Origin of the sequence: Microbacterium sp. LCT-H2 (assembly GCF_001866135.1) — a bacterium.
Taxonomy (GTDB): Bacteria; Actinomycetota; Actinomycetes; order Actinomycetales; family Microbacteriaceae; genus Microbacterium.
The window spans coordinates 612336-626830 of the sequence record NZ_MODW01000001.1; the positions used below are offsets into that span (position 1 = coordinate 612336).

At 69.8% G+C, this 14495-nt stretch carries 13 protein-coding genes; 6 read left to right on the forward strand and 7 right to left on the reverse strand.

Features of this window, described 5'->3' with window-relative positions; genetic code table 11:
• The 3 genes from BK819_RS02885 to BK819_RS02895 all read right to left on the reverse strand — a co-directional run bounded on the left by BK819_RS02885 (window position 1) and on the right by BK819_RS02895 (window position 2142).
• Window positions 1–807: a nitroreductase family protein gene (locus tag BK819_RS02885; RefSeq protein WP_071327775.1), complete on the reverse strand. Its 807-nt coding sequence runs from the start codon at window positions 805–807 to the stop codon at window positions 1–3.
• 4 nt (window positions 808–811) lie between these two features.
• The gene (locus BK819_RS02890) at window positions 812–1195 is read right to left on the reverse strand and encodes a hypothetical protein (RefSeq protein WP_071327776.1); all 384 of its coding nucleotides are present in this window, start codon (window positions 1193–1195) and stop codon (window positions 812–814) included.
• 113 nt (window positions 1196–1308) lie between these two features.
• Window positions 1309–2142: a MerR family transcriptional regulator gene (locus BK819_RS02895; RefSeq protein WP_071327777.1), complete on the reverse strand. Its 834-nt coding sequence runs from the start codon at window positions 2140–2142 to the stop codon at window positions 1309–1311.
• A gap of 212 nt (window positions 2143–2354) precedes the next feature.
• Between BK819_RS02895 and BK819_RS02900 the strand changes: the two genes are divergently transcribed.
• Together BK819_RS02900 and BK819_RS02905 are read left to right on the forward strand one after the other, a co-directional pair.
• Entirely contained in the window at window positions 2355–3194 is an 840-nt protein-coding gene (locus BK819_RS02900) for a DUF4097 family beta strand repeat-containing protein (RefSeq protein WP_071327778.1), read from the forward strand.
• Window positions 3191–3817 carry a PadR family transcriptional regulator gene (locus BK819_RS02905; RefSeq protein ID WP_071327779.1) on the forward strand — a complete coding sequence of 209 codons (627 nt, stop codon included), beginning with the start codon at window positions 3191–3193 and terminating at the stop codon, window positions 3815–3817. Before BK819_RS02900 ends, BK819_RS02905 begins: the two co-directional genes overlap by 4 nt.
• Window positions 3818–3880: 63 nt before the next feature.
• On the opposite strand, the gene BK819_RS02910 is transcribed toward BK819_RS02905, so the two are convergent.
• A complete protein-coding gene (locus tag BK819_RS02910; protein WP_071327780.1) occupies window positions 3881–4423 on the reverse strand; it encodes a universal stress protein in 543 nt (180 codons plus the stop codon).
• Window positions 4424–4572: 149 nt separating this feature from the next.
• Between BK819_RS02910 and BK819_RS02915 the strand changes: the two genes are divergently transcribed.
• From BK819_RS02915 to BK819_RS02930, 4 genes are all read left to right on the forward strand, one after another.
• Entirely contained in the window at window positions 4573–4764 is a 192-nt protein-coding gene (locus tag BK819_RS02915; RefSeq protein WP_025104705.1) for a DUF3073 domain-containing protein, read from the forward strand.
• Window positions 4765–5053: 289 nt separating this feature from the next.
• Window positions 5054–6367 (forward strand): ABC transporter substrate-binding protein, encoded by a 1314-nt coding sequence (locus tag BK819_RS02920; RefSeq protein ID WP_071327781.1) that lies wholly within the window; start codon window positions 5054–5056, stop codon window positions 6365–6367.
• An 89-nt stretch (window positions 6368–6456) separates the two neighbouring features.
• A complete protein-coding gene (locus BK819_RS02925) occupies window positions 6457–7431 on the forward strand; it encodes a carbohydrate ABC transporter permease (protein ID WP_083391629.1) in 975 nt (324 codons plus the stop codon).
• A complete protein-coding gene (locus BK819_RS02930; RefSeq protein ID WP_071327783.1) occupies window positions 7428–8348 on the forward strand; it encodes a carbohydrate ABC transporter permease in 921 nt (306 codons plus the stop codon). The genes BK819_RS02925 and BK819_RS02930 overlap by 4 nt, the downstream gene beginning before the upstream one ends.
• Here the strand turns inward: BK819_RS02930 and BK819_RS02935 are convergent.
• The 3 genes from BK819_RS02935 to BK819_RS02945 all read right to left on the reverse strand — a co-directional run bounded on the left by BK819_RS02935 (window position 8338) and on the right by BK819_RS02945 (window position 14314).
• Window positions 8338–8730, reverse strand: coding sequence for a type II toxin-antitoxin system VapC family toxin (locus tag BK819_RS02935; protein WP_025104708.1), 393 nt, complete (start codon window positions 8728–8730; stop codon window positions 8338–8340). The genes BK819_RS02930 and BK819_RS02935 overlap by 11 nt on opposite strands.
• Window positions 8727–8960 (reverse strand): hypothetical protein, encoded by a 234-nt coding sequence (locus BK819_RS02940; RefSeq protein WP_071327784.1) that lies wholly within the window; start codon window positions 8958–8960, stop codon window positions 8727–8729. The genes BK819_RS02935 and BK819_RS02940 overlap by 4 nt, the downstream gene beginning before the upstream one ends.
• A 170-nt stretch (window positions 8961–9130) precedes the next feature.
• Window positions 9131–14314 (reverse strand): endo-alpha-N-acetylgalactosaminidase family protein, encoded by a 5184-nt coding sequence (locus BK819_RS02945; RefSeq protein WP_071328067.1) that lies wholly within the window; start codon window positions 14312–14314, stop codon window positions 9131–9133.
• Window positions 14315–14495 lie beyond the last annotated feature (181 nt).

Genomic DNA, 14495 nt, shown 5'->3' on the forward strand with positions numbered 1-14495 from the left:
TCAGGACCGGGTCGGCGGCGCGTCCCAGCCCTGCTGCGGGGTGTCGCAGTCCTCGCGGAACACGTACTGCGATACGAGCTTGCGCTGACTGCTGGACCAGTCGATCGCCGGGCGTCGCTGCTCCGGCGGCAGGTAGCCCAGCCGGTAGACGGCCATGAGCTCCAGGTCGTCGGGCACCCGCAGCAGCCGCACGATCTCGTCCCAGCGCCCCGGCACCTCCATCGGGAACGAGATGAACTGGATGCCCATGCCCAGCTCGACCGTGGTCAGCCAGACGTTCTCCATGGCCGCCCCCATGCTGAACACCGAGTAGAACGACGACAGCTGCCCTGGCCGGTACTCGCTGCGGTCGAGCATGACGCCCAGGAGCAGCGGCGATCCGGCGACGAGCTTGCGGTTCTCCGAGCCCAGGGTCTTCGGCACCCCGAACGTGTTCATCAGAGTCTGGCCGCGCTTGGTGAACACCTGCGACGTGAAGGGCCGCAGCGGCGCGGGGAGCTTGTCGAACAGCATGCCGCTGCGCTTCTCCTCCATCTCCTCCTGGCTGAAGCGGAAGTACGGCTTGTACCGCTCGAAGAACGTGCCGTTCGACATCGCCTCCGTCATGCTCTCGCCGGAGATGCGCGCGATCTCGTCGATCGTGTCGCGGTTCTCGATCACGACGAAGCGCCACGGCTGGCTGTTGAGCTGCGAGGGCGCGCGGCCGGCGGCTTCCAGGAGGATGCGCTGGTGTTCCTCGGAGACCGGGTCGGGCAGGAACGCTCCGTTGGTGGTCTTGCGGCGGCGGATGGCGTCGAGGAGTTCCATGCGGTCACTTCCGGTCGGAGGGGAGGCGCGAGACCACGAGGCCCGCGAGGACGAAGGGGGCTGCCATGAGGGCGACGAGCGGGTGCCGCCGGGTGTGCGTCCCGGCGTAGGGGATCGCGGCCAGGGGGACGGCGGCGGGGAGGAGCGCGAGGGCGGCGCGACGGGTGCGTGGGGTGCGGGTGGCGAGGCCCACGACGACGGCGAGTCCCGTCGTCGCGCAGGTGAGGATGTAGAGGGCGTGGTGCACCCAGCGGAAGCGGCGCGTGTCGATGAGCCGGGCCGCCACCGCGAGCCCGAGGGCGCAGTTCGCCCCATAGGCCGTCGCCGCCGCCGCGAAGGCTCCAGCCGCGGGGCGGTCGTCGCGCCCCCGCTTCCGTCGCCCCGTCATGGCACGACCCTACGCCCTCCCCTCCTCCCCCGATCCACCCCCTTGCGTACGAGCCACCCCCTTGAGTACGACCGCAGCGGGGTGGGTCGCACGCAAGGGGGTGGCTCGACAGATCAGAGGGAGGCTTCCGCGTAGATGCGGAGCGCGTCGCGGACGAACTCCGCACCGTGGGTGCCGCCCGCGGACGTCGCATAGTTCGCGCCGAAGCGCGGATCTGCGACGTACATCTCGCCGAGACCGATCACGTAGGCCTTGGCGCCCGCGTCCGGTCCCTGCCGGAGCGCGGCGGCCGGAGTGCCGGGAATGCCCGTGAGCCAGGCCACGTGACGGCGCGCCAGCTCCTGCGCCTCGGCGGACGCGGGATCGATACCGCTCTCCGCCGCGGCGATCCAGTCGCGTCCGAGGTCGGCCACGCGCTGTTGCCACTCGGCGCGCTCGGTGTCGCTCATCCCGCGCCACCAGCGGTCGCCGTCGGCGTAAGCCTTCGTCCCCCAGCGGTCCTCGACCTCCTGCTTGTACTGCGTGTGGTCGAAGCCGTCGAACATGTTCTCTGCCATGAGGTTCTCACCTCCTCTCAATGCCGTGATGGTGGATTCGACCGACGCGATCTGCCGTGCCAGCCTGGTCTGCTCCTCGCGCAGCAGCGCGAGATGCGTCTCCAGTGCAGCCGCTTCCGTCGCCGTCCGGGTCCCTGAGCCCGCGCCCTGGGTCCCTGAGCCTGTCGAAGGACCCAGCACCTCCGCGATCTGCGGCAGTCCGAGCCCGAGTTCCCGCAGCAGGAGGATCCGTTGCAACCGCACGAGCGCCGCCGCGTCGTAGTGCCGGTAGCCATTGGCCGCGATGCGCGACGGCGCCAGCAACCCGATGTCGTCGTAGTGCCGCAGTGTCCGGCTCGTCGTTCCCGCCAATCGCGCGATCTCCTGGATCGACCAGTCCCGCTCGCTCATCCCCCCACCCTTCCGTGTCGTTCCCCTCCACCGTAGAAGTTGTCGTTACGTCAAGGTCAACCCCCTTCGAATCGCTTGATTGGCTCGATTTCCGGCCGAAGTGGGACCAATCAGGCGATTCGAAGGAGGGGGGGTGACGGGATCGAGATATATCGTGTTATGGTGACGGCAACACGATATATCGTGAATCCCTCGACACAGGAGAAGCAGACATGACCGAGAAGTGGCTCATCGCCCCCGGCGAGGAACGCGTCATCGACATCGCCTCCGCGACCCGGCTCAAGGTGGGCCTCGTCGGCGGACAGGTCGACGTCATCGCCCACGACGAACCCGGCATCCGGATCGAGGTGCACGGCGTCACCACCAAAGACCTCCGGATCGAGTCCCGCGACGGCGAGGTCGAGATCGACCACCCGCAGCTCGGCTGGGACAACTTCCTGGAGGTGTTCCGGAACTTCGGCTCCGGCGGCCCGCGCGCCGAGGTGAGCGTGGCCGTCCCGCGCAGCATCGCCCTGACCCTCGGCGTCGTGAGCGCTGGCGCCCTCGTGTCCGGCATCCGCAACGACACCCGTCTCAACACGGTGTCCGGCGACATCATCGTCGACACCCTCATCGGCGACCTCAGCGTGAACTCGGTCTCCGGCGACGTGCAGATCCGCAACCTCACCGGCTCGCTCAACGCCAACAGCGTCTCCGGTGACGTGGCCGTCACGGGAGCCATCCGCAAGGCCACGGTCGACATCGTCTCCGGCGCGACACTCGTGGACGCGGCGGGCGACGTCAACACCATCACCGTGAACTCGGTCTCCGGCGGCACCACGGTGCGGCTCGACGAGTCCCTCGCGGCGAACTACGTCATCCGTTCGCTCAGCGGCCGCCTGCTCATCGACGGCGTCGAGCGCAGCTCGTCCGGCCCGACCACCTACAACGGCACCACCGGGGAGCTCGCGGGACGGTTCGTCGATCTCCGCGCCAACTCCGTCTCCGGAGGGGTGACGGTCCTCCGCCGCGCTCCGCAGACGATCGAGAACGACCCGGAGTGGGAAGCATGAGTCCCGCGGTCTTCTCCCACGGTGACCTGCGGCTGTACCTGCTGTCGCTGCTCGCGGAGTCCCCGCAGCACGGCTACGGCATCATCCAGTCCCTCACGGATCGCACCGGCGGGACGTACACGCCGAGCGCCGGCACGATCTACCCGCGCCTCGCGAAGCTGGAGGAGGAGGGGCTGGTCACCAAGACCGTCGACGGACGCACGACGATCTACGCGATCACCGAAGCCGGACGCGCCGAACTCGCCTCCCGCGAGAGCGACCTCGCCGACATCGAGGCGGGCATCACGGACACGGTCCGCCTCATCGCGAACGAGGTGCGCCAAAGCGTGCAGGAGGCGATGAAAAGCCTTCGCGCCGACCTGGCGACGGCGACGAAGGACGACAGGGCGGCGGCGAAGAACAAGCCGCGCACCCCGAGCGAGGAGGCACGACTGACCAGCCGCGAGGAGCTGCACCGCGCCGACGCCGTGGTGAACGCCTTTCGCGCCCGCGTCCGCACCGACCTGCGCACCCACGTCGCCCAGGGCGGCGTCCTCCCGGCGTCGGTGGTCACCGACCTCGAGAACGCACTGGATCAGGCCGCCCGCAGCGTGACGGTGGCGCTGAGCCGACCGGGCTCCTGAGCCCCCGGCATGACCGCACGAGGCCCCGTCGACATCCGTCGGCGGGGCCTCGTCGCGTACGGATCACTCCGGCCAGATCTCCTTCTGCTCGTCCGGCACGGACTCCCCGAGGGGGACGACGAGTACGGAGCGATGCTGGCGATGCGCCAGCCGCGCCGCGACGGAGCCGGTGAAGAACTCCCGGATCGACTCCCCGATGCCGCGTTTGCGGGTGCCGACCACGATGAGCTGCGCGTCGAGCTTGTTGGCGAGCTGCTTGATGGCCAGTGCCGGGTCGCCGACGAGCTGCCGCGCCGTCCAGGTGACGCCCTTCCCGTCGAGCATGGTGGCCGCAGCCGCCTCGACGGCCTCGAACTCGGCAGCCCCCGCGTCGAAGTTGATGTCGATGGGAGCGGAGTGCACGTAGCCGTCCGGATCCTCATAGGTGACGAAGCGGGTGATGTCGACGTGGGCCACCACGAGCGGGGCGTTCAGCAGCCGGGCGAAACGGACGGCTTCATCGAGGACGTGCGGGTCCTGGTCGAGCTGCATCCCGACGATCACGGCCTTCTGCAGAGCGGCGTTCTGCGTGGCCTCGTCGGGCGGAGTGGAGGTGCTGTCGGTCATGGAGATCGCTCCCTTCGCCGGCCTGGCCGCGGCCAGGGTCTGTTCCCCGCGTGCTATCCTGAATGCTACTCTTACCGGCCTCGAGCCGGTGTCGTGAATGACTCGGGCGCCCGTCTGCCCGCAGCTTAACTCGTGAGGGGGTCTCAGGCATGGGCCGTGGCCGTCAGAAGGCGAAGCACACCAAGATCGCCCGCGAACTCAAGGCGTACAGTCCGTCGGTGAACTACTCGGCGCTGGAGCGCGAGCTCGCGCATTCGAGCGACTCCGACGAAGACGCCTACGTCGACAAGTGGGCCGACGAGTACGCGGACGAAGACGAAGACGAACTAGAGAAGGCGTAGCCCCTCGGTTCGAAACACCCGCATGGCTCGTGCGGGTGTTTCGTCGTTCCCGGGCGGCGATCGGGGAACGAGATCGCCGGCCGTCGAGCGTGCGACTGCCACCCGCGCTCGGCTCTGCGGCGATGTCAGCGCTCCCGCCAGGCGAAGCGAATGCGTCGCCAGACCGCTGATCCGCGTCTTGTGAGCGCAAACATTTTCTGATTTGATGTGCATGTGATCGACGGCGCACCCTCGCCGCGTCCCCGCTTCGGGCGATCCGCAGGAACATGACCTCAAAGAGGAGAACAGCATGGCACCCACCTCACGCACCCCCCGCGTCGCCGCGGTCGTCGCCCTCGGCGCGGTGTCGGCGTTCGGACTCGCGGCCTGCGCTCCGGCCGCATCCGGAGGCGGCGACGCCGGCGGAGAGCCCGTCACCATCGAGTACATGCACCGCCTCCCCGACGGCGAGGGCATGACCACGGTCGCGGAGATCGTCGACCGCTGGAACGAGGAGCACCCCGACATCCAGGTCAAGGCCACGAAGTTCGACGGCAAGGCCAGCGACATGATCCTCAAGCTCGAGACCGACATCAAGGCCGGGAACGGCCCGTGCCTCGCGCAGACCGGATACTCCGAGGTGCCGCAGCTCTACGTGAAGGGTCTGCTGGAGGACGTGGCCGCGGAAGCCGAGAAGTACGAGGACCACTACTCGGCCGGAGCGTTCAGCGGCATGCGGGTCGGCGACGCCATCGTGGGCCTCCCCCAGGACACCGGACCCCTCGTCTACTTCTACAACACCGCGGAGTTCGAGGCGCTCGGCCTCGACGCCCCGACCACGCTCGACGAGCTGACCGCCGCCTCCGCCACGGCCGCCGCCGCCGGCAAGTTCGTCACCGCCTTCACTCCGGACGAGGCGCAGAACTGGCTCTCCGGACAGGCGGCTGCCGCCGGAGACACCTGGTTCTCCACCGAGGGCGAGGAATGGAAGGTGGACGCCGAGGGCGCCGGCTCCGAGCGGGTCGCCGCCTTCTGGCAGGGTCTGCTCGACGGCAAGCAGACGCTCGCGACCGAGCGCTGGGGCGAGGGCTTCACGGCGGCACTGAACGACGGCAGCCTGATCGGCCACGTCGGCGCGGCGTGGGAGGCCGGCTTCCTCCTCGACTCCCTGGACGGCACCCCGGCCGAGGGGCAGTGGCGCGTCGCCCAGCTCCCCGACTTCGGCGCCGGGGCGATGACCGGCCCCGACGGCGGCTCCGGCGTCTCGGTCATGAAGGGCTGCGAGAACCCCGAGGCCGCCATGGAGTTCAACGACTGGTTCAACACGCAGGTCGACGACCTCGCCTCCCAGGGCCTCGTCGTCGCCGCGAAGGGCGAGGTGGAGACGCCCGAGAAGATGCTGCGTCAGTTCGGCGGTCAGGATGTGCTGGCCGAGCTCGGCACCGCCACCGAGAACCTCAACCCCGACTTCCCCTACGCCCCCGGCTTCTCGACCCTGGCCAACATGAACGAGACGGCCGCCGCGGCCGCCGGCGGCACCGCCACGGTCGCTGACATCTTCACGACGGCGCAGGACACGGCCGTCGCGTCGCTCAAGGACCTCGGCCTCCCGGTCGCGGAATGACCGGACCGGACGGCATCATCGGATGAACGACGGCGGAGTGCACGGGCGATCGTGCACTCCGCCGTCGTCGTGAGAGCGAGAGGCACATCATGGCCACAGTGACCGAGACGAGGGCAGCGGCGACGCTCCCTCCCGCGCGCCGTCCCGTCGCCCCGTCGACCAGGCGATCGCGGATCCGGCGGGAGGGGCTGACCGGGTGGCTGTTCATGGCGCCGTTCGCGCTGCTGTTCGCCGTCGTCTTCCTCATCCCGATCATCGTGTCGGTCCGCTCGTCGTTCTTCGCCCAGGTACCCGCCGGCGGCGGCCTGTACGGCGGCGGCGAGCTCGTCGACACCTTCGTCGGCCTCGACAACTTCGCCGCGGCGGCGACGGACGGCGCGTTCTGGGCCGGCATGGGACGGGTCGTGCTCTATGCGGCGTTCCAGATCCCGGTGATGATCATCGCGGCCCTCGCCCTGGCCCTGCTGCTGGACTCGTTCATCGTGCGCCGCCCCGCCCTGTTCCGCCTCGCCTTCTTCCTCCCGTACGCGGTCCCCGGCATCATCGCGGCGATGATGTGGCTCTACCTCTACACGCCCGAGGTGTCGCCCTTCCTGCCGTATCTGCCAGAGGGGACCGACCTCATGTCGCCGCAGACGATCCTCTTCTCGATGGCCAACATGACGACGTGGACCTACACGGGCTACAACATGCTCATCTTCCTCAGCGCCCTGCAGGCCATCCCCCGCGACCTCTACGAGGCCGCTCGCCTGGACGGCGCGAGCGGATTCCAGATCGCGACCCGCATCAAGGTGCCGCTCGTGCGCGGTGCCGCCCTACTGGCCGTGCTGCTGTCGATCATCGGCACGATCCAGCTGTTCAACGAGCCGGTCATCCTGGAAGCCGCGAACTCCTGGATGGGCAAGGACTTCACGCCGATGATGCTCACCTACAACACGATGATGGGCGAGCTGTCGCCGTCGGGCAGCGGTCCGGCGTCGGCATACTCGCTGCTCATGGCCGGCATCGCGGGCGTGCTCGCGATCGTGTACGCACTGCTCCAGCGGCGGAAGGGCGACGCATGACCACCACACGACTCGTCACCGTGGCTCCGCCGACGAAGCGGCGCTCTCGCAGGCCGCAGGCGGCGGACGCCCCTCCCCCGTCGATCGCTCCCGGCCCCGCCGCGCGCACGTTCGGCATCATCGCCCTCGTCGTCGCCACCGTGTACTTCCTCGTGCCGGTGTTCTGGCTCGTGGTCGCCTCGACGAAGAACAACGCCGACCTCACGTCGACGTTCGGCTTCTGGTTCGCCGAGCCGAACCTCGCCGCCAACTACGACAGCCTCATGGGCTGGACCCAGGGGCTGTTCTGGCGTTGGGTCGGCAACTCCCTGTTCTACTCGCTCAGCGCCGGGATCATCGGCACGCTGTTCGCCGTGATGGCCGGCTACGCGATCGCCAAGTTCGCCTTCCCCGGGAAGAAGCTCGCGGTCGGCATCATCATGGCAGGGCTCCTGCTGCCCGTCGCCCTGCTCACGGTGCCGCTGTACATCGAGTTCCAGGCGCTCGGCCTCACGAACACGGTGTGGGCGATCATCATCCCCTCGGCGGTCTCGCCGTTCGGCGTCTTCCTCGGCATGGTCTACGCGCAGTCGTCGGTGCCGACGGAGCTGCTGGAGGCCGCCCGCATCGACGGTGCCGGTGAGGCCCGGATCTTCTTCACGATCGTGCTGCGGCTGCTCGGCCCCGCGATGGTGACGATCTTCCTGTTCATCTTCGTGGCCACGTGGAACAACTTCCTCCTCCCGCTCATGATGATCTCCAGCCCCGACCTCAAGCCCGTCACGCTCGGCCTCTACGGCATGATGAGCTACTTCTCCCCCGACAAGGGCGCCGTCATGCTCGGAGCACTGCTCGGCGTGATCCCGCTCATCGCCCTGTTCTTCACGCTGCAGAAGTACTGGCGCTCCGGTCTCGCCGCCGGCGCCGTCAAGGGCTAGGCACCTCGACGGCGCACAGACCGGAGGCCGCCCGCGCGAGCCTCCGGTCGTGTGTGAGGAGGGGGCAGTCGAACACCGCGGCGAGCGCGACATACGCGGCGTCGTAGGCGGTGAGGTTCGCCCGCAGCGCGAGGATCCGCGGCACCAGCGGGAGCGTCGGGTGCAGGTCGACCGGGAGGCGGGCGAGGTCGCCGGCCGCGGATTCGAGCGCCGCGGCGTCGAGGACACCGCCGCGTTCGAGCCCCCTCAGAGCGCTGGCCACCTCCACCGGCAACAGCTCCGGGGCCAGCAGAAACTCGTCCTCCAGTCGCGACCCCAGGACACCGGTCGACGTTCCGGTGCAGACAAGGTCGACGACGATCGAGGCGTCGACGACGATCACCGCCCGGCGCGCCCCTCGTGCACGGCGGCGACAATGCTCTCCGGCGTGAGCGCGGTCATCTCCGGCTGCCGCGCTCGTCGGCTCAGGAACTCCGAAAGTGTCGGGCGCGAGGCGAGGCGGGCGAGTTCCGTCGACAGGTACTGCTGAAGCGACTGTCCTCGCTCGCGCGCGCGTGCGGCGAGCACGGAATGCACGCCCGGATCGAGGTCGCGGATGAGGACGTTCGGCATGCTTACAGTATGCATGTGCGGCTCCTTTCGTGGCTACCCCTCGAGTATCGGGGACCGCAGGCACCCTCTTCGGCCCCGGACCCCCGACCCGTGGAGAACTGCGAAACGCCCCGCCGCGTGCAGAAGAGGCCCGGGGCGAACCCCGGGCCTCTCGTGTGCAGCAGAGGGACTCAGCTACGTCGCCGCCGCCAGAGCCCTGCGCCGAGGGCGCTCAGCGCGAGGGCCCCGGCAGCCACCGCCAGCCAGGTCATCCCGTCGGCGCCGGTCGTGGCCAGAGCCCCGCCGGCACCCGTCGCGGCGCCGGTGACCGCGAGATCCGCACGAGCGAGCTCGGCGCCCGCGGCGTCCGTCGCGACGAGCGCATGGGCACCCGCGGGCGTGGCCGCCGGGATGAGGACGGTCGCGACCGCGCTGCCGCCGGCGGCGATCGTCACCTCGCCCACCCTGACCGGTTCCGAGTGGAGCCAGAGCTGCACGACGGACTCGGGGTCGAAGCCGCGGAGCTGCACGCGGAGGGAGTCTCCGGCCGCCGCTGTACCGACCGACGGGGTAAGGACCGCCGCCTTCGCCGGCTTCGCCTTCTTGACCTTGAGGGCGGCGCCGGCCACCTCGGCGCCGGAGGCGTCCTTGACGAGGAACCGATGCTTCCCGACCGTCGCATCCGCGGGGATGAGCACGCGGGTGGTCAGCGCGCCGCGCGCATCGACCGTCGCGTCCGCGAGCCGCACGCCGTCCAGCCAGAACGAGACGGCGGCGCCGGGCGCAAAGCCCGAGAGCACGACCTCGACCGTCTCCCCTGCCCGTACGGAATCCGCGCCGAGCGTGAGCACCGGATCGGTCTCCGGGGCGCACGCCCCGAGGTCGTCTGCTGGTCGCTTCTCCGGGGCGTGCCCCGCCTGCGGGGACGTGACGCCGTACACCGCCATCTCCGCCACGGCCGCGAACGGCGTGCCCGAGATGGACGAGGTCGCCGTCACCCGCACGTATCGCGCGGTCGTCGCGGCGAAGTCGACATCCTGCCACTCCGCGACGTTCTTCCACTCTCCCGCCGCGACGTCGGTGAAGGTCTGCCCGTCGGTGGAGACCGCGACCTGGAACCCCTTGATGGGACCGTTCTGGTTCGCGCCGCGCCGGAGGTAGGAGATGCCGTCGACCGTCTCCGCGGAACCGAGGTCGAACGTGAGCACGTGCGGATACCCGGGGGCGTCGCTGCTCCAGCGGCTGTGCCAGAACGTCCCGGCGTTGCCGTCGAGCATGTTCGCCGCCGTGCCGTCCTCACCCGCGGTCTCCTCGGAGCTCGCGGTCGCGGTGATCTGCGCGTTCGGGATGCGGGCACGGGAGGCGACCGCCGCCTCCTGCGCCGTCTGCACGGTCCGCACGTCGCAGTCGACGAGATAGGTGGCCGCGATCCCGATGCTGACGGCGGAACCCGCGGCCGACGCCGGTGCCGTGAGCAGCCAGTCCGTCGTCACGCTCTCGCCGGGGGCGACCTTCGCGAACAGGTTCGACGACCCGTCTGCGACCTCGACGGTGTAGCCCTCCGGGAGGTCGAGCTGCACACCGACGTTCTCCGCCAGGATGTCCTCGCTGTTGGTGAAGGTCGTGGTGAAGGGTGTCTGCGCCCCGGGACTCAGGGTCACGGCCTCGCCGGACACCGTGGCGCACGGGGTGCCGCCCTCGGTCGGACCCAGGTCGGTGACGGTGAAGTCGTCGAGGACGAAGTCGACGTCCGGGCCGCCCACGCGCTCCAGGCCGACCCACGTGTAGTCGCCGCAGCCCACGATGACGTCCTCCTGGAACGCGGTGGTCTCCAGGGCCTGCACGACGGGGGTGCGACGCAGGGTCGTCGAGGAGATCTCCCCGTCGAGCACGGCGTCGGTGCCGGTCAGCCAGCGGTAGGCCCCGCTCGCGCCGGCCTGGTAGTCGAACCCGATGCGATAGGTGTGCCCGGCCTGCAGCGGCACCAGCGTGGGGTCGGTCCGGTAGACGACGCCGGAGTTCTCGGAGTGGGACATCAGCGAGTGCTCACCGGTGAGGGTGCTGTCCACCGCCAGCCCCGCGAGGGCTCCGCTGTCGAACGGCTTGGCCGTGTTGCGCCAGTCGCTCGTCGTGTACGGGTCGTGTCGCCGCGAGATGCTCGTGCGCGGGTCGTCGATGCCGTTGGCGTCGCCCTTCACGAACGGGCCCCACCCGGGCTGATTGCCCTCGAAGTCGTTCGAGTACACGGTGCCGGACGCGGTGGGTGCCGTCGTGTCCGCCATCACCCTGGCGTTGTCGATCCGCACGGCCGCGTCGCCGGCGACCGCCGAGACCGACACGGTCACCTCGCCGGAGGCCGGAGCGACGAACGACACCGATCCGCGCTGGTAGTACTGCCCGGCCTTGGAGTCGGCGCGCATGTAGTTGTACGTCGGGGACAGGTTCCAGGTGCGGCTCACGACGCCGCCGCCGGTGTCGACCGCGACGCTCACGTCCCGCGTGGCCGTCGGATCGATCTGCACCTGCGCGGAGAACGCGTAGCGCTCCCCGGGGGTGAGGCCGGTGGCGGTCTGCGAGATCGAGGAGGCGGACGAGCCGAACACCGCGATGTTGTCGCCCCGCGAGGCGTTCTTCGCCGCACCGAGGTCCGTGCGCTCGATGGTCACCTCTCCCCGGGGGTTCCAGCCGTCGAGCGCGCCCGCGTTGAACCCGGGATCGGTCAGACCGGCGTCGCGGTACTCGATCGCCGCCCGCTGCGCCCCGCCCTGGGGCACGACGACGTAGGCCGTCCCCTTCTCGCCCGAGAGGGTGAGCTCGCCGTCGACCGCGGTGACGGTGCGCACCTTCTCGCGGCCCTGGTCTCCGAGTGCGAACACGTCGAAGGTCGTGTTGCCGCGGAAGGCGTCCGTGAGACCGAAGGTCTTCTCGCCGCCGGAGGCCGTGAAGAAGTACATCTTGTCCGCGTCGACGGGCGATCCGGACTCGGCGCTCGACTCCAGCGACTGCCACGGCAGCAGGTAGGAGTCGCCGCGCAGGACGGTCGCGCCGTCCATCGTGACGACCCGCGTGCCGCCGTCGAGCCGCGCCACCACGTCGTCGGTGAACGTCGCCTCGACCCCCGACTCGTACGTCTGCAGGTCGAAGTGCTGCAGGAACTTCGTCGGCAGGCTCTGCGACCAGATGTTGCCGATGAAGCCGTCCCAGTTGCGGTTGCCCACCCAGCCCTCGGCATCGACGAGACGCTGTTGGCCCAGCAGGACGTCGTCGTTCCAGACGTCCGCCTGCGCGTTCTGGATGAACCGCACCATGGTGGAGTTGATGCCCTTGTTGTCCTTGCCGCCGTAGGCGAGGTCGTTCGGCCAGTGCGACCAGACCGTGCTGTCGACGAACTTGTCGCCCCACTCGGTCGCGACCTCGAGGTCCATGGCGTTCAGCTCGTCCGCGAGCTCCTCGGCCACCCAGCCGTTGGAGTAGTACACGTCGATGTAGACGCCGCTGAGTCCCGGCACCTCGTCCCGCAGCTGCTGGAAGCGGTCGAGCACGCGTCCGGTGCCGAGATCGGTCTGCTGATTGATGTAGTACGACTGGTCGAGCCAGTTCCAGCCGGGCTTGTACGGCGGGGTGCCGTCGAGGATCGCCGCGTCGAACGCGTCCGCCTGCGGGTAGATCTCCGTGGCGTTGACGTGCACGCTCATGTCGGCGTTGAGCTTCGCCCCCTCGTCGACGAGGCGGTTGAGGTCGGCGAGGCCGCCGGCACGCTCGTTGTAGTTCCCGCCGTAGTCGGTGTTCGCGGAGTCGTGTCCCTCGCTGCCGAAGCCCTTGTTGAGCACCCACTGGCCGAGGCCGTCGGTCTGGTTCGCGATGCGCTTGGTGTTGTCGAGCACGAGGTCGAAGTAGTTCGTGGCGCTGGAGGCGAAGTTGAACGGGATGCGGCTGACCACGCGGTCGGCCACCCGGTCGGCACCGAGGCGCGGGGCGTCGACCTCGCGGTAGCGGATCGCGGCGTCCTGCCAGTCCACGGTCTCGTCGCCGTTGCGGTCGGCGGTGAGGAGCACCGTGACCTTCGGCAGGGCGTAGGTCGTCACCCGGCTGTCGACGGCGGTGGTCGGATGGATGAGCCAGGTGTTCGAGCCGATCTCCGCGGTCCGGCCGTCGGCAGCGGTCACCCGCGTCGTGAGCCGAGTGTTCCACGAGGCGGTGCCGCCGGACGCCTGCGTCGTCGCGTTCGTGATCACGCTGCCGGCGAGGGTCCCGTCGCCGAGGAACGCGAAGGCCGCGCCCTTCGTGCCAGTGGCCGTCGCCGCACCCACCGCGATGTGCTCATCGGCGTTCGTGGTGCTGTTCGGGCTGATCACGGTGCGGTCGAGGACGGCGCCGTCTGCGGCCGTCGCGGAGAGGAACGCGTTGTCGGGGAGCGCCAGGGTGTTCACCGCGGCGGAGCCGTCGACTCCGGTGACGGCGAACTCGACCGTGCCGTTCGCCGCGACGCGGATGCTGCTGCGCACCGTGACGTCGAGGCCGGTCAGGGTCGAGACGTAGTCGACGCCGGTCGCCGTCGCCGTGGAGGTGGTGGTCGACGCATAGGCGGTGCCGTTGACCGCCCAGGTGCGCGGGGAGCTCTTCTGCCCGCCGAGGCGGTCATCGCCCACGCGGTAGCCGAGGATCTGCGGGAACGCGGAGGAGACGGTGGCCGTGGTGCCGCCCGCGGCGATCTCGACGGTGTCCCCGGGCTCCGGCTGCTCCGGCGTCTCCGGCTCGGTGACGATCGGCGGGAGCTCCTCGTCGGAGAGCACCTGGATCTCGCCGGCGCCGCCGCCCGTGGTGCCCTGCGCGTCGATGATGAGGAGGGCGACGTACCGGCCGTCCTTCGCGGTGTCCAGCGTGATGCGCTGCTTCTCGTCGTTCGCGGTGGGCGCGTGCAGCGTCGCGGCCGCGGCGGCGGCGCCCCATCCCCCATCGGCCGGCGAGGTGCGCGCGGCGTCGGCGTCATCCGTGACGTACACCTCGACGGTCTTCGCCGCGACGCTCTGGCCGCGCTTGACCGAGTAGTCCAGCGCCTTCACCGAGAGGGACCGCTGCAGATCGAGGGAGATCCAGTGCGGGAAGGGGGCGTTGGCCGAGTACCGCGACGTCCACTGGGTCGAGTAGTCGCCGTCGAAGGCCCCGAGAGCGGTGCCGTCGAGCGAAGGCGGTGCCGGATACGGGTCGGCTTCACTGGACACCGCGTGCAGCCGGTAGTCCGCGTGCGGGACGGGGACGAGATCGGCGGCCTGTGCCGCGGTCGCGGGGAGGAGCGCTCCGCCGAGCGCGAGGGCCGTCGCCAGCAGGGAGCTGACGGCGACGGCGGTGCGCGGCGGTCGGGAAGGTGTCGACACGTCTTGCCTCTCGAACGGTGCGACGGCCGGAGGAAAGGACGCCCCGGTGCGCCGCAGGTGGATCATCGATCGGAACCGATGTTTGCGCTATCACCGTAGAGCGACCTTGTGGCTTAAGACAAGAGTCGAGCGCTAAGTATGCGCAAACATTGGCCGAAGGTCACCACCCGCGCCCGTGTGA

Bases quoted from the DNA above. Each gene is read 5' to 3' on its own strand.
- BK819_RS02930 (WP_071327783.1), top strand. From the start codon at position 7,428: ATGACCACCACACGACTCGTCACCGTGGCTCCGCCGACGAAGCGGCGC.
- BK819_RS02885 (WP_071327775.1), bottom strand. From the start codon at position 807: ATGGAACTCCTCGACGCCATCCGCCGCCGCAAGACCACCAACGGAGCG.
- BK819_RS02900 (WP_071327778.1), top strand. From the start codon at position 2,355: ATGACCGAGAAGTGGCTCATCGCCCCCGGCGAGGAACGCGTCATCGAC.
- BK819_RS02890 (WP_071327776.1), bottom strand. From the start codon at position 1,195: ATGACGGGGCGACGGAAGCGGGGGCGCGACGACCGCCCCGCGGCTGGA.
- BK819_RS02915 (WP_025104705.1), top strand. From the start codon at position 4,573: ATGGGCCGTGGCCGTCAGAAGGCGAAGCACACCAAGATCGCCCGCGAA.
- BK819_RS02925 (WP_083391629.1), top strand. From the start codon at position 6,457: ATGGCCACAGTGACCGAGACGAGGGCAGCGGCGACGCTCCCTCCCGCG.
- BK819_RS02895 (WP_071327777.1), bottom strand. From the start codon at position 2,142: ATGAGCGAGCGGGACTGGTCGATCCAGGAGATCGCGCGATTGGCGGGA.
- BK819_RS02905 (WP_071327779.1), top strand. From the start codon at position 3,191: ATGAGTCCCGCGGTCTTCTCCCACGGTGACCTGCGGCTGTACCTGCTG.
- BK819_RS02940 (WP_071327784.1), bottom strand. From the start codon at position 8,960: ATGCCGAACGTCCTCATCCGCGACCTCGATCCGGGCGTGCATTCCGTG.
- BK819_RS02910 (WP_071327780.1), bottom strand. From the start codon at position 4,423: ATGACCGACAGCACCTCCACTCCGCCCGACGAGGCCACGCAGAACGCC.
- BK819_RS02920 (WP_071327781.1), top strand. From the start codon at position 5,054: ATGGCACCCACCTCACGCACCCCCCGCGTCGCCGCGGTCGTCGCCCTC.